Origin of the sequence: Bifidobacterium tsurumiense (assembly GCF_000741765.1) — a bacterium.
GTDB classification, from domain to species: Bacteria; Actinomycetota; Actinomycetes; order Actinomycetales; family Bifidobacteriaceae; genus Bifidobacterium; species Bifidobacterium tsurumiense.
The window spans coordinates 40,951-63,893 of the sequence record NZ_JGZU01000004.1 but is presented as its reverse complement, the minus strand read 5'-3'; the positions used below and the strand labels follow the sequence as shown (position 1 = coordinate 63,893).

At 49.7% G+C, this 22,943-nt stretch carries 19 protein-coding genes and 1 tRNA gene; 17 read left to right on the top strand and 3 right to left on the bottom strand.

Annotated elements, in window-relative coordinates; all coding sequences use genetic code 11:
- Positions 1-8 precede the first annotated feature (8 nt).
- The 5 genes from BITS_RS02520 (at position 9) to BITS_RS02500 (ending at position 6,131) form a co-directional block, all read left to right on the top strand.
- A complete protein-coding gene (locus tag BITS_RS02520; RefSeq protein WP_026642275.1) occupies positions 9-1,460 on the top strand; it encodes a sugar nucleotide-binding protein in 1,452 nt (483 codons plus the stop codon).
- A 148-nt stretch (positions 1,461-1,608) separates the two neighbouring features.
- Positions 1,609-2,511 (top strand): glucose-1-phosphate thymidylyltransferase RfbA, encoded by a 903-nt coding sequence (gene rfbA, locus BITS_RS02515; RefSeq protein WP_026642276.1) that lies wholly within the window; start codon positions 1,609-1,611, stop codon positions 2,509-2,511.
- Between the two features lie 3 nt (positions 2,512-2,514).
- Entirely contained in the window at positions 2,515-3,867 is a 1,353-nt protein-coding gene (locus tag BITS_RS02510) for a glycosyltransferase family 2 protein (protein WP_026642277.1), read from the top strand.
- A 170-nt stretch (positions 3,868-4,037) separates the two neighbouring features.
- Positions 4,038-4,868 (top strand): ABC transporter permease, encoded by an 831-nt coding sequence (locus BITS_RS02505; protein WP_026642278.1) that lies wholly within the window; start codon positions 4,038-4,040, stop codon positions 4,866-4,868.
- A gap of 6 nt (positions 4,869-4,874) precedes the next feature.
- Positions 4,875-6,131, top strand: a complete 1,257-nt coding sequence (locus BITS_RS02500) for an ABC transporter ATP-binding protein (RefSeq protein WP_026642279.1) — start codon at positions 4,875-4,877, stop codon at positions 6,129-6,131.
- Positions 6,132-6,231: 100 nt separating this feature from the next.
- On the opposite strand, the gene BITS_RS02495 is transcribed toward BITS_RS02500, so the two are convergent.
- Complete coding sequence (locus BITS_RS02495; protein ID WP_026642280.1) at positions 6,232-7,260, bottom strand: glycosyltransferase family 2 protein; 1,029 nt, start codon at positions 7,258-7,260, stop codon at positions 6,232-6,234.
- A gap of 234 nt (positions 7,261-7,494) precedes the next feature.
- Entirely contained in the window at positions 7,495-8,739 is a 1,245-nt protein-coding gene (locus BITS_RS02490; RefSeq protein ID WP_026642281.1) for a nucleotide sugar dehydrogenase, read from the bottom strand.
- A gap of 337 nt (positions 8,740-9,076) precedes the next feature.
- On the opposite strand from BITS_RS02490, the gene BITS_RS02485 reads away from it, so the two are divergent.
- The 7 genes from BITS_RS02485 (at position 9,077) to BITS_RS09440 (ending at position 16,885) form a co-directional block, all read left to right on the top strand.
- A complete protein-coding gene (locus tag BITS_RS02485; protein ID WP_051264358.1) occupies positions 9,077-9,733 on the top strand; it encodes an ECF transporter S component in 657 nt (218 codons plus the stop codon).
- Between the two features lie 102 nt (positions 9,734-9,835).
- Positions 9,836-11,038, top strand: a complete 1,203-nt coding sequence (locus BITS_RS02480) for a phosphotransferase enzyme family protein (RefSeq protein ID WP_152571238.1) — start codon at positions 9,836-9,838, stop codon at positions 11,036-11,038.
- Positions 11,039-11,175: 137 nt separating this feature from the next.
- Positions 11,176-12,144, top strand: a complete 969-nt coding sequence (locus BITS_RS02475) for an ABC transporter substrate-binding protein (protein ID WP_044259291.1) — start codon at positions 11,176-11,178, stop codon at positions 12,142-12,144.
- Between the two features lie 339 nt (positions 12,145-12,483).
- On the top strand, positions 12,484-13,485 hold the full coding sequence (locus BITS_RS08655) for a hypothetical protein (protein ID WP_051264359.1): 1,002 nt from the start codon (positions 12,484-12,486) through the stop codon (positions 13,483-13,485).
- A gap of 10 nt (positions 13,486-13,495) precedes the next feature.
- Positions 13,496-15,649 carry a DUF1349 domain-containing protein gene (locus BITS_RS08650; RefSeq protein ID WP_162141990.1) on the top strand — a complete coding sequence of 718 codons (2,154 nt, stop codon included), beginning with the start codon at positions 13,496-13,498 and terminating at the stop codon, positions 15,647-15,649.
- The gene (locus BITS_RS08870) at positions 15,622-16,506 is read left to right on the top strand and encodes a hypothetical protein (RefSeq protein WP_238556527.1); all 885 of its coding nucleotides are present in this window, start codon (positions 15,622-15,624) and stop codon (positions 16,504-16,506) included. The genes BITS_RS08650 and BITS_RS08870 overlap by 28 nt, the downstream gene beginning before the upstream one ends.
- 202 nt (positions 16,507-16,708) lie before the next feature.
- On the top strand, positions 16,709-16,885 hold the full coding sequence (locus tag BITS_RS09440; RefSeq protein WP_162832369.1) for a hypothetical protein: 177 nt from the start codon (positions 16,709-16,711) through the stop codon (positions 16,883-16,885).
- A gap of 94 nt (positions 16,886-16,979) precedes the next feature.
- Here BITS_RS09440 and BITS_RS02460 read toward each other — a convergent pair.
- Positions 16,980-17,053: transfer RNA gene (locus tag BITS_RS02460), tRNA-Lys, on the bottom strand.
- Positions 17,054-17,498: 445 nt separating this feature from the next.
- Here BITS_RS02460 and BITS_RS02455 point away from each other — a divergent pair.
- The 5 genes from BITS_RS02455 to BITS_RS02435 all read left to right on the top strand — a co-directional run bounded on the left by BITS_RS02455 (position 17,499) and on the right by BITS_RS02435 (position 22,872).
- Positions 17,499-18,233: an MIP/aquaporin family protein gene (locus tag BITS_RS02455; RefSeq protein ID WP_026642285.1), complete on the top strand. Its 735-nt coding sequence runs from the start codon at positions 17,499-17,501 to the stop codon at positions 18,231-18,233.
- Positions 18,234-18,533: 300 nt separating this feature from the next.
- Positions 18,534-19,667, top strand: a complete 1,134-nt coding sequence (locus BITS_RS02450; protein WP_238556526.1) for a DUF3152 domain-containing protein — start codon at positions 18,534-18,536, stop codon at positions 19,665-19,667.
- 60 nt (positions 19,668-19,727) lie between these two features.
- Entirely contained in the window at positions 19,728-20,909 is a 1,182-nt protein-coding gene (locus tag BITS_RS02445; RefSeq protein ID WP_026642287.1) for a glutamyl-Q tRNA(Asp) synthetase, read from the top strand.
- A 223-nt stretch (positions 20,910-21,132) separates the two neighbouring features.
- Entirely contained in the window at positions 21,133-21,978 is an 846-nt protein-coding gene (locus BITS_RS02440) for a YggS family pyridoxal phosphate-dependent enzyme (protein ID WP_026642288.1), read from the top strand.
- Between the two features lie 78 nt (positions 21,979-22,056).
- Positions 22,057-22,872, top strand: a complete 816-nt coding sequence (locus tag BITS_RS02435; protein ID WP_026642289.1) for a fumarylacetoacetate hydrolase family protein — start codon at positions 22,057-22,059, stop codon at positions 22,870-22,872.
- Positions 22,873-22,943: the final 71 nt, after the last annotated feature.

The following is a 22,943-nucleotide window of genomic DNA, read 5'->3' as shown; positions in this document are numbered from 1 at the left end:
AGTGAATTATGGATTTTTCCAAAGAATTGGCAGTAACCGAGACTAATATTCCGGGGTTGCTGGTATTTGATTTGCCAGTTCATGGCGATAACAGAGGCTGGTTCAAGGAGAACTGGCAGCGCGCGAAGATGACTGCTCTTGGCCTGCCGGACTTCGGACCGGTGCAAAACAATATCAGTTTTAATGCCAAGAAAGGCGTGACCAGAGGAATACACGCCGAACCATGGGACAAGTATATTTCCGTGGCAACAGGAGAAATCTTTGGTGCATGGGTTGATTTACGGCCCGGTGAATCCTTCGGCCAGGTATTCACTACCAAACTCGATCCTTCCAAGGCAATTTATGTTCCACGTGGTGTGGGCAATAGTTTCCAGGCCTTGCAAGACGGTACCGCATACACATATCTGGTGAATGCGCACTGGTCTTTGGAACAGAAGAAGACTTACACATTCGTCAATCTGGCAGATCCTGAACTTGGTATCGAATGGCCTATTCCTCTCGAGAAATCCGAACGTTCTGAGGCAGATTTGCATCATCCGATGCTTCGCGATGCCAAGCCGATGAGTCCGCGACGTACTTTGGTTACCGGCAGCAATGGTCAATTGGGACAAGCCGTCCAACGGTATGTGGAGAAGCATGGGCTCCTTGGATTCGAGTTCCACGATATTGACACCTTCGATTTCTCGGATCCACAGCAATATGACCAGTTCGACTGGAGTTTGTACGGGACTATCATCAACGCCGGCGCCTTCACGGCTGTGGACAAGGCAGAGACGGCAGAAGGTCGGCCGATCGCATGGAAAGCCAATGCCCAAGGGCCTGCTTTGCTTGCCAAGGTGGCTGCTGAACACAACATCACACTGGTGCATGTGAGTTCTGATTATGTCTTTGATGGTACTCAGCAAGAGCACACCGAGGAAGAAGCCTTTGCGCCGCTTGGCGTATACGGCCAGACCAAGGCGGCCGGAGACATTGCAGTAAGCAATGCGCCGAGGCATTATATTGTGAGGTCTAGCTGGGTTATCGGTGATGGCAAGAACTTCGTCAAGACGATGATGGCTTTGTCGAACAAGGTCGCTGATCCCGAAGACGGTCTCAATGAAATCACCGTGGTTGATGATCAGTTCGGTCGCTTGACCTTTACTGCTGATATGACTGAGGCTATTTTCCATCTGCTCGACTCGGATTCACCGTATGGCACCTATAACCTCACTGGTTCCGGTAAGGTGCAAAGCTGGGCAGACATTGCTTCTGCAGTGTTTGAACAAACCAACGGCAACGGATCAGCAGTTCGTCCAATTAGCACAGCAGAGTACTTCGCGAATGCAAAGTCTCCAGTAAGTCCTCGTCCGACCAACAGCGCCCTCGATTTGCATAAGATCGAGGCGACAGGATTTGAAGTGCCGGATTGGCAAGTGGAATTGCGCCAATATGTTGAGCAGCAATTGAGCGCACGTTAGTAGCACCTTAAGCTCAGCTTGTAATAATGCAGCACACATTGCGATGAAACCGTGCAGATAGTTCTGCGCGGTTTCTCGGTCAAGTGCTTCAGCGGCTAAGCTGGACATGTTTATAGATGTGTATGGTGAAGAAAGCAGGTAATACACTATGAAAGGCATCATCCTCGCGGGTGGTTCTGGTACCAGGCTCTACCCCTTGACTACGGTGACGTCGAAGCAGCTGCTGCCGGTGTATGACAAGCCCATGATCTATTACCCGCTGAGTGTTTTGATGATGGCCGGCATAAGGGATATTCTCATCATTTCCACTCCTCATGATTTGCCAAACTTTGAGCGATTGCTTGGTGACGGCAGCCAGTATGGGGTGAATTTCTCTTATAAAGTTCAGCCGAGCCCTGATGGGCTTGCCCAAGCATTCATCCTTGGTGAAGAATTCATTGACGGAGAGCCGTGTGCCTTGGTGTTGGGGGACAATATCTTCTATGGCAATGGTCTTGGCCGTACTTTGCGCAAAGCAGTTTCGGTCAAACATGGTGCCACTGTATTCGGTTACTACGTTGATGATCCAGAGCGTTATGGCGTTGTGGAATTCGACGAAAATAAGAAGGCTATCAGCATCGTAGAAAAGCCTGAACATCCCGCATCGAATTATGCAGTAACTGGTCTGTATTTCTATGACGAACGAGTGACTGAGTTCGCGAAGCAGGTGAAGCCATCAGCACGCGGCGAACTAGAGATCACCGACTTAAATAAGCTGTATTTGGAAGATGGCAGCTTGAATGTGCAGACATTGGGCCGTGGATATGCTTGGTTGGATACGGGCACTATGGATTCCTTGTATGAGGCAGGAGAGTTTGTGCGCACTGTTCAGCGTGCTCAGGGACTTCCAATCGCCGTTGCTGAGGAAATAGCATTCGAGAATGGGTGGATCAGCAGAGAGCAGCTGATGGAAGCTGCTGTAATGTACGGAAAAAGCCCATATGGTAAGCATCTGAAGGACGTTGCTGATAATAAGATCATCGTAAAACCCAATTCCGAAGACTGGAATTAATGAATGACCATACAAGTGGAAAACGGATCTGTGCTGCTTTCTTTCGTTGTTATTGCTTATAACGTTGAGCATTACATAGAGCAGTGCCTTGAGAGCATCAAGGCGCAGACCAAGGATGATTTTGAAGTCATTGTCGTTAATGATGCTAGCACCGATAGCACTGCATCTATTATTGAGTCATGTGCGAGAGACGATAATAGATTCCATGTGATCGATAAATCCTTGAACGGTGGAGCACATTTGGCACGGCGTACAGGGGTTCTCTCTTCGCACGGTAAATATGTGGTGTTTGTTGACGGCGACGATGAGGTTGAACCGACTCTATGCGAGATTATGACGTCATATGCTCGTGGCAAAGACCCGGATATATTGCGTTTCGGTCGCAGTCTCATGGCCGTGGGAGACGATAATCAACGTACGGCATATGCAGAAGAAAAGGCTCTGAACACTACCTTTGGTGGAGTGAAATCGGGTGATGTGATTCGTTCCGTGTTCTCTGAAGATTTCCCTGCTCGCAATACCTGGTCTGTGATTGATTGCCTATTCAAAGGTGATTTCATTCGTGAAGCATTCAACGGCATGACAGATAAGCGTCTTGGAAGAATGCAGGATGCGTACGAATTCTTTGTTTTGAGTTCACGCGCGATGAGTATGCTTACCGTACCTGAATATCGCGGCCTTCGATATCGGTTTGGAGCAGGTGTGTCAGGCAACGGAATCGAGTCATTTGACCGCTTTGATAATGGTCAGCAGGGAATGCATGCGACATTACGTGCTGTTGAACAGTATGCATTACAGTTTGGCCATTCCGAAGTACAACAATATTCGAATTGGTTTAAATATGTCATGCTGGGAATAGTCGGTCGCGAGTGGTGTATGCGGCTCTCGGTAGACGACCAAGCTGAGGGATTTCGGGTACTTCGGAGTACGTGGGGTGATAAGAACACTGCTTTCATTATCCTTGAACCATTGTTGCCGCGTGTTCAATCTTTTTTGGACCAGCAAGTCCAGCCTGCAGATTCCGATGATTTGTATCGGTGGATGTCACTTTATGATGAGCTGGTTTTGGAAGATATCAATGACGACGTGATCGCTGACAAAGTTACCGACTTCAAAAACAAGAGAATCGAGCTTGAAGGATTCATTCGTCATCAAAAAGAGCTGGAAATAGCAGAACAACATAAGAAAGAAGTTGAGCGAAAAAGGCTAGATGAAGAGCAACGTGAAGCGCAAAGAGTGCTGAAGAAGGATACTTGTGCACGCAAGTTGGTCGACAGACTTCTCCCTGAAGACTCTAAGCGAAGGAAGATGTTGCGCTCAATAAGTCGGAGACTCATTCGCTTTGTTCGCCATTGAGAAACATAGGCCAGTGATAGGTCATGCTCAGGAGATGCATGGGTCATGTCTGGCAATGTATCTCAGTTTCGATGGCAATCTGCTCAAAGCTCTTGACTGCGATGAATCCCTCGCTTGTTCTGATTTGGATGAATAATGCGGGTTAACGGTACTGATAGGATGTGTGACTTATGGCGCAGGTAGTAAAAAGTCTCCGGGATAGATATCGATATGCGATTGTCGTGTTCAAGGAGCTCGTTAAAACTGACTTTCAGCTCAGATACCAAGGATCGTTTCTTGGCATACTGTGGTCAGTGTTGAAGCCTCTTATGCTGTTTGCCGTTATGTATGTCGTGTTTGTGAGATTCTTGAAGTTCTCTGATGGAACACCGACATTCCCGATTTCGTTGCTTTGCGGCACATGTCTTTGGAGTTTCTTCTCAGAATCTACGAGTATGGGAATGATGTCGATAGTAAATCGTGGCGATTTGCTCCGAAAAATTCATTTCCCTAAGTACATCATCGTCGCATCCACAACCATGGGTTCAATGATTTCGCTGGGTATCAATTTGCTCGTGGTTATTGTTTTCGGTTTCTTTGCACACGCACAATTTACTTGGCGTGTGTTGCTGGTTCCGTTCAGCATCCTTCAGCTGTATGCAATTGGATTAGGGTTAGCCCTAGTCCTGGCCACCTTATACGTATATTTCCGTGATGTCGCGCATATTTGGGAAGTCGTAATGCAGGCGCTCTTCTACGCGACACCTATTATTTATCCGATTTCAATGGTGTCGGAACGTGGATATGGTTGGGCAGCTGACTTACTTATGCTGAATCCTGTTGCACAGACGATTATGGATATTCGCCATAATTTGCTGGCGCCTCAATACACGCCAACAGTATGGACGATGATACAGAATCCTTTTATTCGGCTCATTCCATATGCGCTGTCTGTGTTCATTTTGTGGTTGGGAGTGCATGTGTTCCGAAAGCGCCAGAGTGCTTTTGCGGAGGTACTGTAGTAAATCATGGCTGAGGTGGATATGAATCAAGAGGTTGAGCAGAGCCCAGTAGTTCTTTCTGTACAGCATGTTGCAAAATCGTTCCGGCTCCCAACTGAGCAGGCTTCTGGACTTAAGCAGGCTTTCCTGAATTGGGCTAGGGGAATCAAGGGATACACCGAGCAACAGGTACTTCGCGATATCACATTTGATGTGCATCAAGGCGATTTCTTCGGCATTGTGGGCCGAAACGGTTCAGGAAAATCGACACTGCTGAAAATCATTTCACAGATTTATGTTCCTGAACATGGATCGGTTCAAGTGAACGGAAAACTGGTCCCATTTATCGAACTGGGTGTCGGTTTCAATCCGGAGCTTACCGGCCGAGAAAACGTGTATCTTAACGGAGCATTGCTTGGATTTAGCCGTGAAGAAATTGACGGCATGTATGACGATATCGTTGCCTTTGCGGAGCTTGAGGAGTTCATGGACCAGAAGCTGAAGAATTACTCTTCTGGTATGCAAGTTCGACTTGCTTTTTCTGTGGCCATCAAAGCACAGGGAGATATTTTGGTGCTTGACGAGGTGCTTGCAGTTGGTGATGAGGCATTCCAGCGGAAGTGCGACAATTTCTTCTCTGAAGTGAAGAAGGATCCGACCAAAACCGTTATATTGGTTACCCACTCCATGGATTCGGTCAAAAAATATTGTAATAAAGCAATTTTAATAAAAGACGGCGAAATAATCGAAAGCGGCGACAAAGATACTGTTGCAGATAGGTACACCTTGGAGAACGTCGCAGTTAAGCCGTCTGATGCGAAACAGCCTTCTGATGATGAGAATGACGAAGTGGAGAAGTACCCCGCTGGATTGAACGAGCGTGTACCATTCTTGAAAGTGTGGCCGATTTCAGAGCAGTTGAGTGATGGAGAGCAACCTTTCCGCTTTGAAGTAGAGTACGAGTTCCATGAAGAATGCCCGTTCTATTTGGCTATCTCATTGATTGATCGCAAGCGTGGGGGAGTAGTATGCGACTCTGGGTCTGTGCGTATGTTCAAGACAGGAAGACAGCGTGTACGATTCAATATCCCCGTCGCAAGTTTCAATAACAGCGATTTTAAATTGTTAGTGTCTCTGAGGGTTGATGGTGCAACTCCTGAAGGGCCTACCGATATGGTTGCATTCACGAATGAAGAGAATTCATGTTCTTTTGCTATCCGTAATGCAAAAAACAAGGATTATGCGTTAATTAGTGAGCGCGTATTGGATTTTGTGCAGGAATAATAAGTTCGTAGCGCGTCAAACAAGATGCGATGAATAATGCCGCATGTTGTTCGTTTTACGCAGCCATTAAGGCAGTGCAAAACGAACAACATGTATCTGACTACTTCATGTTTTTGACACGACGGTCATACACCATTTTTTCTAGCAATCGGATGCGCCTCAAAATGGCACAGATTGCACGTTGTCTCAATGGAAGTTGTTTAATCATCTTATTTCTTAGTATTTTGTCACTCAGGTGGTCATGTTTGTGAGTATTGAAATCGGTTGAGGTGGTTTCATCGGTGACCGCGCCCGTTATGGTGTAGTAACTCCGTGCGGGGATAATGCCCTTTTCGATGCAGAGTTCAAAATTAGTGATTCCGGCATTCATGTTATCTCGATAAAAGCTGAATCTACGTTCTTGATGTGTTACAGAACTTGGGGTCTGCAACCAGTTGTATAGGTTGACGTCAATATCAACGACTTTATTCATTCTTGAATACAGCTGGCCTGCAACCATCACGTCTTGTGCGTACATACCCTCTGGGAAACGAATACCTTCCCAGAGATCTCGGCGATATAAGCGGCACCAATTAGCCTCATTGAAGTATTTGGCCTCTGTGTTCTTGCCAAGCAAATTGCCGATGATACGGAGGCTCTTGCAGAACACGGTCTGATAGGCGCGGAGAGGGTCGGTAAAAACTGTGACCTTTCCGGGGCTGTGGGCACCTTCCTGTGCCTCTTGCGCGATTTGATCAATCGAAGAGATACCGAATTGACGCCAGCGGGCCTTGCTCATATCTGACCCCGTTGTTTCCAAAGCATGCAGCAGGAATTGTATGTTGTGGTGGTCGAGTATGTCATCGTTATCCGCAAAGGCTATATATTGTCCAACTGCAGCATCCAGTCCTGCATTCTGTGCTTTCGATATGCCGCCATTTGATTGATGGATGACTGAAATTCTGGAATCGGATGCAGCGTATTCGTCGCAGATTTGTGGAGAAGAATCATCGGAGCCGTCGTCCACCAAGATGATATCTAGGTTGCGATGTGATTGACTGAGAATCGAATCTAGGCAATAGCGCAAATATCGCTCCGCATTATAAACGGGCACGATTATTGAAACCAATGGTTCGGGTTCTTGTGTCATAGGCTTAAGTGTACCTTGGAATGCAAAACAGCAGCCTAATCTGTTGGGGTAGCGCACTCTGCTGAAACTGCGTTTTAGTCATTGTGATCTGACCGATTGTCAAACTTTCCGTGAAATGAGATTCAATGATGCATACTTCGGAAGTGTTACTCAGAGTATCGCCCGATGCTCGCGATGGAGTGTGTCTGGAAGTTCATCCTGTCTCTCCAAACACACTCCAACACATATGATGTATCAGTCACGTTTGAACAGATCTCGAGTGTAGATTTTCTGCCTGACGTCATCAAGATCACTGCTCCACCTATTGGCAACGATGATGTCCGACATTTGCTTGAACTCAGCGAGATCGGCAATAAGCTTGCTGCCTAAGAAGGCTTGCTCGTCTGAAGTCGGTTCGTAAATAATGACTGCGATGCCTTCAGCCTTGAGGTTTCTGATGACGTCTTGAATGGCGGACTGCCTGTAGTTATCAGATCCAGTTTTCATAGTCAGTCGATAAATGCCGACGGTGGGAGATGGCGAGCCGTTTATTCGTTTGATGACTTCTTGTGCGATGAACTCTTTACGCGTTGAATTCGCGGCGACAATCGCCTCAATGAGATTTTGGGGGACATCTTGATAATTCGCCAGTAGCTGCTTGGTATCTTTTGGCAGGCAGTAACCTCCATATCCGAAGCTGGGATTGTTGTATCCATCGCCGATACGTGGGTCCAAGCTAACGCCGCTAATGATTTGCTTGGCATTTAATCCGCGGCTTTCTGCGTATGTATTCAATTCATTAAAGTAGGCAACTCGCAGAGCAAGATAAGTGTTTGAGAAAAGTTTTATGGCTTCAGCTTCGGTAGTACCAACGATAAGTGTAGGTATTCCACGCGAACCATCATGATTGATTCTTTGGGATTCTTTGTCTGCAGCACCTTCAACGAGCATGTTGGCAAATAGATGAGCTGCATCTACTGATGCCAGATCGTCTTGAGGTGCTCCGACTACCACACGGCTAGGGTGGAGATTGTCGTATAAAGCGTGTCCTTCGCGAAGGAATTCAGGCGAGAACAGAATGTGATTGTCGTTCAGTTGGTTACGAAGCGAAGCTGAGTAACCAACTGGGATTGTGGATTTGATGACAATCCAAGAATCTGGTGAATATGACCTTATGGCACGAATGGAGCTTTCCACGCTTGATGTGTCAAAATAATTCTTTTGTTCGTCATAATCCGTTGGCGTGGCAATGATCACGAAATCTGCGTTTGAATATGCTTCAGCAGGGTCAACGGTTGCGTGAAAGTTTAGAGGTCGTTTTCCATTCGTATTGTCATCGAGGAACGACGTGATTTCCTTGTCAACGATCGGACTCTTACCCTCATTGAGCAAGCGAACTTTCTCAGGAACTATATCCAAAGCGTGCACTTCATGGTGTTGGGCAAGGAGTAAAGCGATTGACAAGCCTACATATCCAGTACCGGCAACTGCTACTTTCACGAATGGCCCTCTTTCAATTTGTCTTCCACGTTCTCGTCCATATTGTAATTGATTCTCGGAGCATAGTTCATGTGTCGACTTAACGCGCGTGGGAATTGGAACCGTTGTGTGGTTGTTTTCCATCTATCCATGTCCCACCCCATCCGTAGCCTCATAAACGTACATGCACGGGAGCTGCAAAGCTGAGAGGGAGACGAAAGTCTCCGACCGTTGAACGTGACGCGGTTAGTACCGTCGAACGGAGTCATCGATTTCTCGCATAGTCATGCATACCTTCCGTGACAATTTGCCCCGGTCGTTGGCGAAACGGACGGGCCTCATTGAAAGAGTGATTGTCATGGCTGCAACACAACCAATGAACATGGAAGAAAACGTCTTTTCAACTTGGCTGAACTCGATTCGGCGATCAATGCGCTGGCGGACCGTTGATATTGCCACAGCTTCGCTTATCGCGGTTGCCTCGGGTCTCGTATTCTGGATTGTTGATTTTCTTATTCCTGCCCCTTATGCGCTTTTGTCCGCTGTTGTCCCTGGTTTGGGCGGTACCTTGAATGGTTTTTGGTATATAGGCGGCGTAATTGCAATGCTTATTGTGCGAAAGCCTGGAGCTGCTATTTATGCAGAAACCCTAGGCGCTGCCTTGGAGCTACTCCTTGGTAATCAGTGGGGAGCTGGCGGCTCATTGGTTACGGGCATTATTCAAGGAGCTTTTACAGAGATCGTTTTTCTCATCGCCGCTTATCGCATCTGGAATATCTGGATTGCGATGGTTGCAGGCGCTAGCACAGCGGTCGGTGGATTCGTCTACACAGCAGTGACGGAATACATAGGTATGCCTGTTGATGGAATGTATCTTGCAGCTTATTTCGCCGCCAACCTTGTCTCCGGCATTGTGATTTCCGGTGCCTTGATGTGGTGGTTGTTCACGGCGATTGCAAAAACTGGAATACTCGAGCAGTTCGAATCCGGACGTTCGCTGATGCAAGAAGAATAAAACGCCGTTGACAGCGAGCGGGAAGGATTTTCAGCTGATTTTTATGAATGCAATCGTCGCAGATTGTCTGTCATCTTCCCGCCGCTGCAACTTTACGGAATTGTGGAAGTCAAAGAGCGTTGTGTTCATGGCGACGGGGTTAAGAACAGTATGGATACGAATGGAAACAGTCAGCTCGATATCGTGATTCAACGATGGCCGGATATTCAGTTGGAAGAAGCACAGTCGGTCTTCGATCTACTTCAATCTCCAGTACGGGCAAGAGCTATTGTGTCGAATAGTGGCAGGCCTACGGCCGCAGCTGCTTTAATTGATACCGATTATGGGCTGATGTTTATGAAACGTTATGCACGTTCGGTACGCGATGTTCAAACCATCGAGCCATACCATCGATATGTCGCTTATTTGGCAAATAAGGGGATCTGTACTCCGATATTCTTGCCTTTTGCATCCGGCAGCAATAGTGACGTGGTAGTGCAAAAAACGGGCGATACCACAGCTATTCGCGGTAACGACATATATGAAGTATACTCTGCTGCAGAAGGCGAGGATCGTTATGGGAAGGCGCTTACTTGGGATCCTCCGGCAACCCTGAGCGAAGCGTATTGCTTAGGCGAGATGTTGGCATCCATTGATTTGGCCTCGTCTGGATTCAATGAGCCAAGGATGGTGCCGAATGGAATGACAAATACATTTGGTTTATTTGCAACACCAGATCTTGACAAACAGTGGCAACAGTGGATTGCTCAACGACCATCTGTGTCGGAATATCTAAGCATGACCAAGCGCGATATTGTTCATGACCTAGAAGCTATAAGGCCGTATGCCTCTCGTATTGCGCATGCCTATGAACAGCTTGAGTCGACTTGGATACATGGAGATCCCCATATATCGAATTTTCTGTGGGAAAATGATGGTCCATGTGCCGTCATTGATTTTGGTCTCGCTGATCGAAATACAGCATTATTTGATCTAGTTATGGCACTTGAACGTCATGCTATTCAGTGGGTGGAAGTGAGTGCTGGCAAACTTGACGCTTATCGTTTGGATGTTGCAGAGGCGATACTGAAGGGCTATGCAGAGGTCCGGCCTTTAAGTGATATCGAGAAAGAGATACTGCCTGATGTATTGCGTTTGGCGCAAGCGGAGGCTGGTTTGAATTGGCTCCAGTATTACATGAACGGTACTCGACGATTAGAAGATGCCGCATGGTGCTATGACTCTTGTTTCTTGGCTCATATGCAATGGTTTGACACAATCCCTGGGCGGGATTTGCTCGATGGAATTCGTCGAGCATTGGATTGATATCCGTAATCGTTACCGTACAGCGGTGCGCGCCCCGACTTATGGGTAAATACGCTGCAAGTGACATTGGAAAGTCATTGTCATTCACTGATCCAATAGATGTTAATTAGCAATAGTGAAAAAACAAAGGAGCGGACATGCTTAATGTTCGATTGGAATATGTACATCCATGGACGAACCATGCGGGAATGTATCTTGCACGAGAACGTGGTCTATATAAGGACAAAGGGTTGGATGTCGAGTTCACCAGTGGTGATTTTTTCCGCGGTGATCCTGCATATCTTTTGTCAAGAGGTGAATATGACATCGCTCTGGTACGCCTGAATCAGCTACTGTTCCATCAACAAGGTGAGGCTTCGCTGATTTCAGTGGCGGTGATGAACCAATGCCAAATTGGTGGCATCATTACGAACAAATCGACTGGTATTACGCGTTTTCGTGATCTTGAGGGAAAACGAGTGTGCATTCCCATGGGCGTAAAGCGTCTGTATACAGAGCTAGAGCAAGCAGTTGCGAAGGATGGTGGAGATTTCTCTAAAGTCATTACTATCGATCCAGGTGAGTGGGAGCCGGATATTCGTTCAGTTGAACGTGGCAAATTTGATGCCTTTATCAATGTTGCTTGGTGGGAGCCATTCCAAGGTTCTCAACCGTTCGATCAGACAGTGACTCTTCCTTTTGATTCCATCGATGTGGCGCCACACCATTCATATTATGTGTGCGTGCGTCGTGAATTTCTGGACCGTAATCCAGTCTTGGTGCGCGATTTTGTTGAGGCAACGGTCCAAGGTTATGCAATGGTTCGTGAAGACTTGCAAGCTGGCGTACAAGCACTCCAGCCCGCTCTTTGCCACATCGATCCCGAAGTGCTGGAAGCATCACTGAAGGCGGTGCTTCCATCTTGGTTTGATGGGGATGGCAATTGGGGAACGGCTGACTTGGATATGGTGCGTTCTTATACTCAATGGATGGGGGAGCATGGCCATCTTAGCGTCGGTTTAGATGATGCAATACGGGCCATAGACAATCAATGCGTAACGAATGCATTCCTCCCACATGGGGGAGAGCAGGTGCCGAAGCCCATGAGCCTGCCAGACGTCGGGTGAGCAGAACAGAGAGTCCAGTGTGGCCATCTCCACAAATAGTTGGAGATGGCCACACTGGTATTTCGCGTCATAAAGACGTAGCTGCGGAGTGGTGTGAACCGCCGCTCCCGGAGAACCCTTTCGAATAATCAACCAAAAGACAATAATATGAACTAAAACTGGCTTCAATCAATTTCACCGTCAATGCAAGGCCTCAAAACCTATATATGTCAAAGGAAATGAGTTTGTAGAATCCTTAGTTCATAATGTTAAGAATGTTGACAATGCTGTCTTCAATAACTGAATATTGATTATTGACCGTGCCCGCGATGATGCAGGCACTCTCGAAAGGAATAACCCATGGCATCGCCTGTCCCTCATAGGGTGGCTAGGCGCCTATTGGGTGTCGCAGCGATGTTCGTCAGTCTTGCCATGGTGCCTGTCACGCATATGGCATTGGCTGCAGACGGACTATCGGCCAATGCGCAGGATGACGCACAGCGATCAGTGGTAAATGTCGTCAACTTTGGTGCAGATCCTCAAGGTGTTAAGGATTCGGCTCAGGCAGTGAAGTCCGCCATAGCCGAAGTCAAGACATTGTCTGACGCCGGTACACCATCGCGACTGGTGTTCCCCCAAGGCACCTACCAGCTCTATCCTGAATCCGCGGAAGTACGTGAACTCTATGTGTCCAATACTGTCGGTGCAGACCGACGATACAAAGACAAGACCATTGCCATATTGCTGGAAGGTGTTTCTGACGTGATTGTGGATGGTCAAGGATCGCATTTTCAACTCCATGGTCAGCAAACCACGCTCGCAGTCATCGATTCCAGCAGTGTCCAGATGCAGAACTTTTCCACTGATTGGACCACCCCTCGCGTTGTCGACATAACGATAGTCGGCAAGGGAACCAACGAAGATGGCACGCAATGGCAGGATCTCCGCATTCCTGATGGATATCAGCTATCCACGGATGGAGGCAAATTCACCGTATCTTCTGAAAACAGCCCAGTGACAGGCACGCCATATTGGACATACGATGATTTACGCAGCGGCAGGACCAGTTTCATAGGTCAGACATATAGTGTCGCCAACGGCAGTAATACCAGAAGTTCCGCGAGGAATACAGCCATTCCATTCCGTCAAGCCAGTGACGTCGCCATAACCTCACCGGGTCATGTGCGCGTCACTTATGCCGCAGGTTCAACAACACCTGCTGAACTTGGCACCTCGTATCAGATTCGCACAACCACTCGCGATACCCCTGGATTCTTCATCTGGCAGTCAAAGAACACGACTCTGAGCAATGTCGATGTGGGTTATCAGCACGGATTTGGCTTGGTCTCGCAGTTTAAGTGATGGACTGACCTTGAGCGGCGTAAATTTCCGCGCTCCGGCAGATTCATGGAGAACCACCGCCGCATTTGCCGATCTGGTGCAGGTCTCCGGCAACAAGGGCAAAGTGACCATTGAAACCTGCAATTTCGGTTATGTTCACGATGATCCGATCAATATTCACGGAACGTATTTGGTAATGACAACCAAAAACGGCAATACCGCGACTTCCTCATACAAGCACAACGAAACCGCTGGATTCCCGCAGCTCTATCCCAGTGACGAAGTGGCTCTGGTGGATCGTTCCACGATGCTTGATACGGGATGGCAGAGCAAGGTCGTGTCGGTGGATGGTCCGGATGAACGTTCACACAATCGCAGCCTTACCGATATCACTGTCACCTTCGATCGTGATCTACCTGAGGATGCGCAGATCAATAATGTTGCTGCTGACAATCTGACTCATCAGCCAGAGGTCGTAGTGCGTGACAATCATTTCGAATCAATCCCTACGCGAGGCCTGCTAGTGACCACACGCGGCAAAGTGCTGATTGAAGATAATGTCTTTGACAATATGTGGATATCTTCCATTTATATTTCAGGCGATTCCAATAGTTGGCTCGAATCCTCGATGAGCCGCGATATCACCATCCGAGGCAACACATTCATCCGCCCTAGCTATTATGCCGGCAATCCCATGCCTACCATTTGGTTTGACCCCACAGCCGATGGCAACGATCCGGCTCAAGCGGAGCATCATAATGTGACCATCGAAAACAACACCTTCCCGATTGGCCAGGCAAGCATATTGACCGCAAAAAACGTTGCGGATACCACATTCTCGAATAACATGAACCGCAAGTATGACGCTTCTTCCTCATTAACGACCACAGCGTCCTTGGAGACCATGCCGGTGGGCTCCTCCACCACACTGAAAGTCACAGATCAGGGAACACAAGGATCGCGCACATTGTTCACGTTACAGGGCTCTCGGAACATCACATTCAGCGACAACGCACATGATGCCGGTTTGAACCGAGTGGTGCGCACGAACAATTCTGATGACGCAACAGTGAATGCAGAAGATAGTCTCGTAGTCAACGGTGATCATCCAGCCGATGCCAACAACAGTGTGCGCTGGGTGCTTTCTGATCCCTCCTTAGCCAGCATTTCGGAAGAAGGCGTACTGCAAGCGCTCGCTGCAGGTACAGTAGCGGTTCGTCCGATTTACGATACCGGTAACGGAATCATTGTTGGCGATCCGGTTGCAGTGACCATCACGGAATCGGGTAATGACGTTCCAACCAATCCGATAGATGCCATTCGCCCGACACAGGATTCCTGGACTGACGGTGATGCATTGGTGGTCCGTTCCGCATCGAACACCTCATTATGGGCTCGAAGCACGCCCCCGAATAACCTGCAGGCTGTGCGTAATGTTTCCTTGGCGCAAGGGGAGTCCGTGACGGTTCGTATGGAAGGAAAGACTCAGGACTTCTACGAAGAGGTCGGCATGCTGTTGTATGCCGATGACGATAATTACATCGCATCGCAACGCAAACATAATAACGGCAGGCCAACAATCACAGTGGTCACCGAGCGGAATGCAAGCCCTGAAGAAAGCCGAAAGGTGAGCGGTCCTGATGCTCAGGCGATCTGGCTCCGCCTTTCACGCGGTGATCAGGGCATGCAAGCTTCGTGGTCTCAAGATGGAGCTACGTTCCAGGATATCGGCAGCCCGGTGAACATCCCGGCGATTGCCGATGCCGGTCGCGTTGTGCTGATGGCAACGGGCCACCGCGGTTCCAATCAGAATCCACCGACATATCGATTCAGCGATTTGAAGGTTGGAGATCGTGGCGTGGCGCTCGTGGGCGGCCAAGCTCCGGATGCCGCTCAGGTTGCGTGGGCCGAAGAAAGCCTTGAAGAGGTCGATCGGGAAGCATCCGGCAGAAATGCGAATCTTTCAAGTGCCGTTGTTGAGGTGCAGATTTCGGTTCCGCCGATGCTGATCTTTCTAGACAAACGGCATTTGTGGGCATGTTGGATCCATCGATTACAGAGTTCTCGATCACTCCGGTGGCTGCTGCCGATGGTGCAATGGTTCGTGCGCGGCTCAACGGGTCTTGGATCGAATCGTCAGAAACCGGGAAGATCACCGTGCCGGTTACTCGTGGCATCAATGTGATGGATATTTGGGGCACGGCGCCTGATGGTGTTCAGCAGAAGGTATATCGGTGGGCGACGATGTCGGATTCCGAGATCCGCAATGTGGTGATGCCAGAAGATCCAGAAGAGCCGACTGACCCTGTTGACCCTACGGATCCAGAAGAGCCGACTGAACCTACTGATCCAACCGATCCCGAGGAGCCCACTGACCCAACCGAACCGGTGGACCCAGTTGATCCGGTGGATCCGACTGAGCCCACAGGCCCTACTGATCCTACGGATCCGACCAATCCGACAGGTCCTACCGATCCGACAGAACCGGTTGATCCGACTGGCCCTACAGATCCGGCTAATCCAGGTGAAGACCATGCGTTGACCTTGGAGATTCTGGAAAGCGAGAATAATGCTGCGACGGAATTCAAGCGCGGTCAGGTAGTGAAGCTTCGTTTGAGTGGCGTAACTCCTAACGCTGAAGTCACGTTCGAAATCCATTCCGATGTGGTTACGCTGCCTACTGTCGCAGCAGATGAACAGGGCGTCGCATCGACTGAGTGGACAGTTCCTGCGGACTATGCGCTTGGCGCGCATGCTGTGGTTGCACGTAGTGGTGAAGCAAGTGTTGAAAGCGCTATCACCATCATCGCTCATGAAGAGGAGAGTGGAGAACAATCCGACAACGGAGACCACAAGTCCGAAACAGCCGATAGCGACCAAGGCAACACGTCTGAAAGCGACAAGGGCGGCAAGGAAGCGGTGAAACGCCGTGTAAGTGCTCTTGCCTCAACGGGCGCAAACGGGGCGTTTGTGGTGCTCGTGGCTTTGGCCACTGTTGCTGGAGGCATCGTTTTGATGACTCTGCGTCGTAAGACAAAGTGATCCCATACGCATGAAGTAAATAGCGTGCTTGCTTTGTGAACCGCACTCAGATTGTTGGACTGAAGACTTTGGATTCAACGATTGGACGTGCGGTTCACTAGCCTGCACGACGCCCTATGCCGGCGGTCCGCGTAAAGGGTCGAGGCGATCGAGACGCATCAATATCTTTATGCAATATTGTTTATTGTTTGCATAGCAATAAATGAGAAACACGACAAGGCTTATGGCCATACCGGGACTCAGTCGGACCCGTCAGTTAGAGAATATGCGCAAGGAGTCGATGGAAAAGGCTCAGCGCAATCTATCGAGACAAGCGCAGAGACGTCTCATGACCTCAGTAATAGGGCAGATTCAAGTGTCAAAGACAAAGGTGAAGTAGTTCCGGACGATTCTGCTGTCGCGCATGCAATATCTGTGCTGCGGTGTTATTCGTGAAAAAACAAAAGCCCGCTGTTTCCAGCGAGCTTAAAAAGTGCCCCCTCGGGGATTCGAACCCCGGACACGCTGATTAAGAGTCAGCTGCTCTAACCAACTGAGCTAAAGGGGCGTTGGTCATTTCTTGAGCCGAGTGACTACTATACTCAAGCTTGTGCGTTGTGCAACTCGGCGTGTCGTTTCGGATGTACAAGGAATAAATACTATTAACCCGGGTATTTGAGTGGCATCCCATCCCGAAACCGCGCTCGCAATACCGTTGAATCACTTGTCTCGCAACGATTTTCCAACCTTTCAGGTTCTCGACACATCCGGCGATCTGAGGCATGCTGAGTAGATACCTTGCCGTAAAGTACTTCTTTGGAGATGCTCAAACATGTCCCTGTGTTCGCTCAGGGCAGAGATGCAGAACCACTGATACTCGCAGGACTTGCTTTCTAATTGCCCGAATCGTTCCGTTGAAGAATCGATTGCGCCGGTGAAGTGCGTCATATTGGGAAGTAGGTCGACTTTGGGTGAATATCAGGCAAGGATACGAGTTATGGAAGAGTAGGACAGTGCAATATCCTCTGATTACTCAGTTGGCGGCAGAATTCATCGGAACTGCCATGCTGATGGTGTTCGGCAATGGTGCAGTAGCAAACGTTGAGTTGGCGAATACCAAAGGGCATCGTGCGGGTTGGCTGAACATTGCCATGGGATACGGCTTCGGTGTGATGTTCCCTGTGTTGATGTTCGGGTCAATCTCCGGCACGCATATCAATCCGGCCATGACCATAGCGCAGGCGGTGAATGGCATGTTCAGCTGGTCTCTTGTGCTGCCGTATATCATCGCTCAACTTCTGGGTGCGGCTGTCGGCCAGCTCATTGTGTTTGTCACGTATTATCCGCATTATCGCGATACCGACGACGCCAATGCCATTTTTGCTTCCTTCTGCACCACCGACGCATCCAATAGCCGCATGAACTATTTCCTGAACGAGTTCTTCGGAACGCTCATGCTGGTTTTGGGCGCACTGTGCTGCCTGACGCTCCCTTGGGGAGCCAAGGATCCGGCTGCCGCCTCAATCGTGGTGGGCTTCATCGTGTGGGGTTTGGTAGCTTCTATGGGAGGCCCCACCGGTCCAGGCCTGAATCCTGCACGTGATTTGATGCCTCGCATCCTTCACCAGCTGCTGCCTATCTCCCACAAGGGTTCTTCACGTTGGAACGAAGCATGGATTCCGGTTGTGGCTCCGATTCTCGGTGCCATAGTTGGCGTATTCATTTTCAAGATGCTATTCGCAGCATGATCTTCATAGCTGCCGGCAATCGCTTGCTAGCAGCCTCATCGATGGATAGTTTGGCGATTGGCGCGTAGGCTCAGCGGAATGTTGCAGGTAATGCAAATTCGTGACTGCCAACGCTATTGCCACTGGCTCCTGCACAATTGAATGCAGGAGCCGTTTTCATCTCTGCGTCCCCGTTCGCGTATGCCAGTCATCTTTCGATGCAGTGCGGTTCTTCATATCACAATCGCATATGCCATACGCATGGCATTTGTGATTCTGCTTGACTAATGTGTGAGTCAGTATTCAGTCTGAGGAGCGATTATGGTTTCTGCCAATAACCCGCAAAGCAATGTTCCCAAGGATCCTCCGCTACCGCCGAGTACTCATGACGAGCAATTGGGCAAGGCGAAGCGATTGGGCATTGCGGTGATGGATCGGTTGGCGCGTGCACTGCATGCCCTGGGGCGTTGGTGGACTTCCGTTATTGTGGCATTGCTTGGCTTTGGCTCCTCATCGAAGCTTCGGATCGGTCGGTGGTTTCGTAAGGTTCATCGGTTGGTGGATCCCGCATCAAATACCACGGTTCCTGAACGGGTGTTCACCGTGCGACGCGGTCTTATTGTCGCATTCACTTCTTTGGTGTTACTCGCGATAATCGGTGTCGGTGTGTGGGGAGCATGGGGATTGATTCGCACTGCATCCCAGGCTGCCACGGCAGCACGGGTGTCACGAGCTCTGCCCGAGTCCAGTGCTTCGCAATCCGGTGCGTCGTCATCGGATGCAAAGCACCGTGATGGAGATGGCAGTTCCTCGGCATCGAAAGGCGAAGCAAACGCAGATGCCTCAGCGCAAAATTCGGATGCTGCGGCCTCAGACGATGTGCCTGCCAATGTGTTGAACGGCGATGAGCGCTCCGCACTGTTCGCCCAAGCTCAACAAACCGCTCAGCAGAGCGGGAAGGCGCAAGCGCAATATGCCTATTGTGTTTCCACAACAGGTGATGTGGGTGATACAGCCGGTTTTGAGGATATGATTTTCCGCACATTGAATAATCCCAAAGGATGGCCTCGCGCGGGGGCGACCTTTACTCTGGCGGACCAGTCTGCAGGGCAGGCTTGCGATATGACGATTACATTGGCTCAAGCGCAATATATGACAACATTCTCCGATGGATGCTCCGATGAATACAGTTGCAGAGTCGGCAATGACGTCATCATCAATGCGGATCGTTGGAACGGGGCTACTCCTTCATGGATTCAGGGTGGGGGAACCTTGGGCAGATATCGTGAATTGGTGATCAATCATGAAGTCGGTCACCGATTGGGGCATATTGATAATGAGACGCCATGCGCAGGCCCCGGCAATCCGGCCCCGGTTATGCTGCAACAATCCATGGGGCTCGACGGATGCACACCCAATGAATGGCCTCTGGACAGCGAATTGTGGATGAGCTGATCATTCGTCTGCGGCATAAGCCAATATGCAGTACGCCGCAATGCAGTGATTGGAGATGACTTGACTGGACGCTTCGCTCCGACTCCTTCGGGACGCATGCATATCGGCAATGCCTATGCCATGCTTGCTGCGTGGCTATCTGCGCGAGCGCGGAAACAGCAGATTGTGTTGCGCATCGAAGATATAGATATGCCGCGTGTGGTGAAAAATGCCGACCAATGGATCATGGATGATTTGCATTGGCTGGGTCTTGATTGGGAAGGTGACCCAGAGTATCAGTCCCGTCGCGGAGCGATATATGAGCTGGCTCTGAAAACCCTTGAAAATATGCGTTTGCACAGCGATGATGATCACAATTCCATGCCTTTGGTGTATCCGTGCTTCTGCTCGCGCGCGGATATCCGAGCGACGTCGGCGCCACAGGAAGGTGATGGATTCAACGTATATCCAGGAACGTGCAGAGAGTTGATATCGACTGATGCGGAGCAATCGGAAATGCGTGTCCGCAATGGCGATAGGCATTCATTGCGAATAGCTATGCCGACAGCTAGCAGCGGATATGACAAAGTTGTTTTTGACGATCGGGTTTTTGGGCTGCAGCGGTATTCTTTGCATTCCCAGATCGGCGATTCGATTGTGAGAAGGTCGGATGGGTTGATGTCCTATCAGCTGGTCGTTGTGGTGGATGATTTGCTGATGGGTGTGGATGACATCGTGCGTGGTCGCGATTTATTGCGTTCGACGGCATTGCAAATGTGGATCCGTGATGCCTTGGTATCGGGCGGTTTCGTGAAGGCTGCCCGCGAAAAGGGATATCCGGTCGCGCAACAGGTGCTCTCGCACGATGAAGGTCATGGTCAGCAACTAGGTCATAAAGATCAAGGTCATACAAGATGTGGAGAAGCGACCCTAGATCTGCCGGCAACATCCGAGCATGCGGGCTTGGGCAAAGCCTCTCCATTCAATCCTGAATATGCGCATCTGCCGTTAATCGACAATGCCGCAGGGCGGCGACTGGCCAAGCGTGAGCGCTCGCTGGATCTTGGGACTCTGCGGGAGCATGGCATTGCGCCGGAAAGAGTCATTGGGTACTGCGCCTGGCTTCTCGGCCTGCAGCAAGAGAAGGAACCTGTCCCGATGTCGGCGGACGATGTCTTGCAAGTGTTTGCTTGGTCGAAGGTTCGAAGCCGGCTTGAGGATCGGAATGTGCCGGATGATGTGTCGGACATATTGCTTAAATAAGCATGATTTGATTCATAGCGGCTTGTGATGGTCCTTGCGCATCTCCTAAGATTTGGAATCCGCCTGTTTCGGCGATTGTTGTGCTGGAGTTTTTCCATTGTGATTCTTCGTGTGGATTGTTGGAATATGAATAACCGGCCATTGAATATGGTTATGTCGTTGCCGAGGTGTTGTGTCGGTGCAAAGCTAGGATTGGTGATGCATTGAGCGACAAGGGGTGAATATGGCGACGTATATGGAACGTAAGAATCTGGCCAACACTGATATTGATGATGCAAGGAGAACGAGCATTGTTGATGGCGTGCACAGAGTTCTTAATGGCATTGAGCAAGCGTGTGAGCGTTCCGGACGCGATGTTGGCAATGTGCAATTGCTGGCGGCAACGAAAACAAGGGATGTCGGTGAAATCATGGCTGCCATCGACGCAGGTGTGCGCATGATAGGGGAAAACCGCCCCCAAGAGGTGACGGCAAAGGCCGAGGGGCTATTGAGATTATGCGCTGAGCGCGGCTTTGCTTTGGGAGCGGCTCAAGCAGACGGAGAAGACGGTGAAGAAGGTGAGCCGGCTGGAGGAAGCCGAGAACATATCCCATTCCACCTCATTGGTCAATTGCAATCCAATAAAATCGGCAAAGTATTGCCCGTAACAGATGTGATCGAATCGGTGGATTCAGTGGAGCTGGCTGAGAAAATTGCGCGTCGGGCGGTTGCTCGCGGCATTGAGGTGGGTGTTTTGCTGGAAGTCAATGAATCAGGCGAAGCATCCAAGTCCGGCTGCAATCCGGCCAATGCAGTGATGACGGCGCAACGTATTGCGTCCATGGGAGGTCTGCGCTTACAGGGGTTGATGACTGTTGGCGCGCATGTGGATGATGAGCGTGTGGTGGCTGCTGGATTCGCCCATCTGCGTCGAACCCGTGAGGCGATTCTCGCTTCGGGTGCACCTGGTACCGAATTGTGCACGGAACTGAGCATGGGTATGACCTCGGATATGGCCATCGCCATTGCTGAGGGGTCGACTATCGTGCGTGTGGGGACTGCGATTTTTGGAGAGCGTGCATATAAATAAAGCGTGAAGATTGCCGTCACATGAGATTCGGCATGTATTGACTTTCGCATATGTGCCGATGGTCGTAACCTTGGAAGTATGAGAATCGCGCGTTTTTCACTGAACGATGTTCCGAAGTATGCCTTTGTGCAGCAAGACGAGAACGATAGCAAAGACTATCTCGTGGTATTGGATGGCTATCCTTTGGGAGGGCGTCCTGTCGCTCCCACGGGTGAGCGGTATCCTTTGGACGGGGATGGCATTCGTCTGCTCTCCCCGGTCATTCCTTCCAAAGTGTTTGGCTTGGCGAAGAATTATGACGCACATGCGCGTTTCATGCATGAGCAGGGTCAAAGCGATCAGGCACAGGCGCCGTCGGAGATGGTGGTATTCACCAAGCCCAGCACCTCGGTTATTGGCCCGGATGATCCGATTGTTATGCCCTCGTATTCAAATAATATGAATTTCGAACCCGAAGTCGCCGTCGTTATCGGCCGCATCGCCAAGAATGTGCCGGTCGAGCATGCCATGGAATATGTGCTTGGGTTCACCTGTGTCAATGATGTGACCTTGCGTGATTTGCAGGGAATGGATCCGATGTGGACACGTTCCAAGGGATTCGATACCTCATGTCCATTGGGGCCGTGGATTGAAACTGAGTTGAATTGGAAGGACGCGGCCATATCCTTCACGCTCAATGGCGAGGATGTTCCTGAAGCAAGCGGCACCACTGCGAATCTGATTCATGGAATTCCTGAACAGATTGCAAGTATTTCAGCATTCTCGACGCTGCTGCCTGGCGATGTGATCCTGACGGGCACGCCTCATGCTTCGGGTCAGTTGAAGCCGGGAGATGAGACCGTGGTTCATGTCGAGGGTATCGGTTCGCTGCGTAATGTCGTGGTTCGTGGCTGATTTGTGATATGCGGTTTCATGAGTCGCTAGCAGCAATGCCATGACAATAAGAGAAACTTTCTATACAAGGC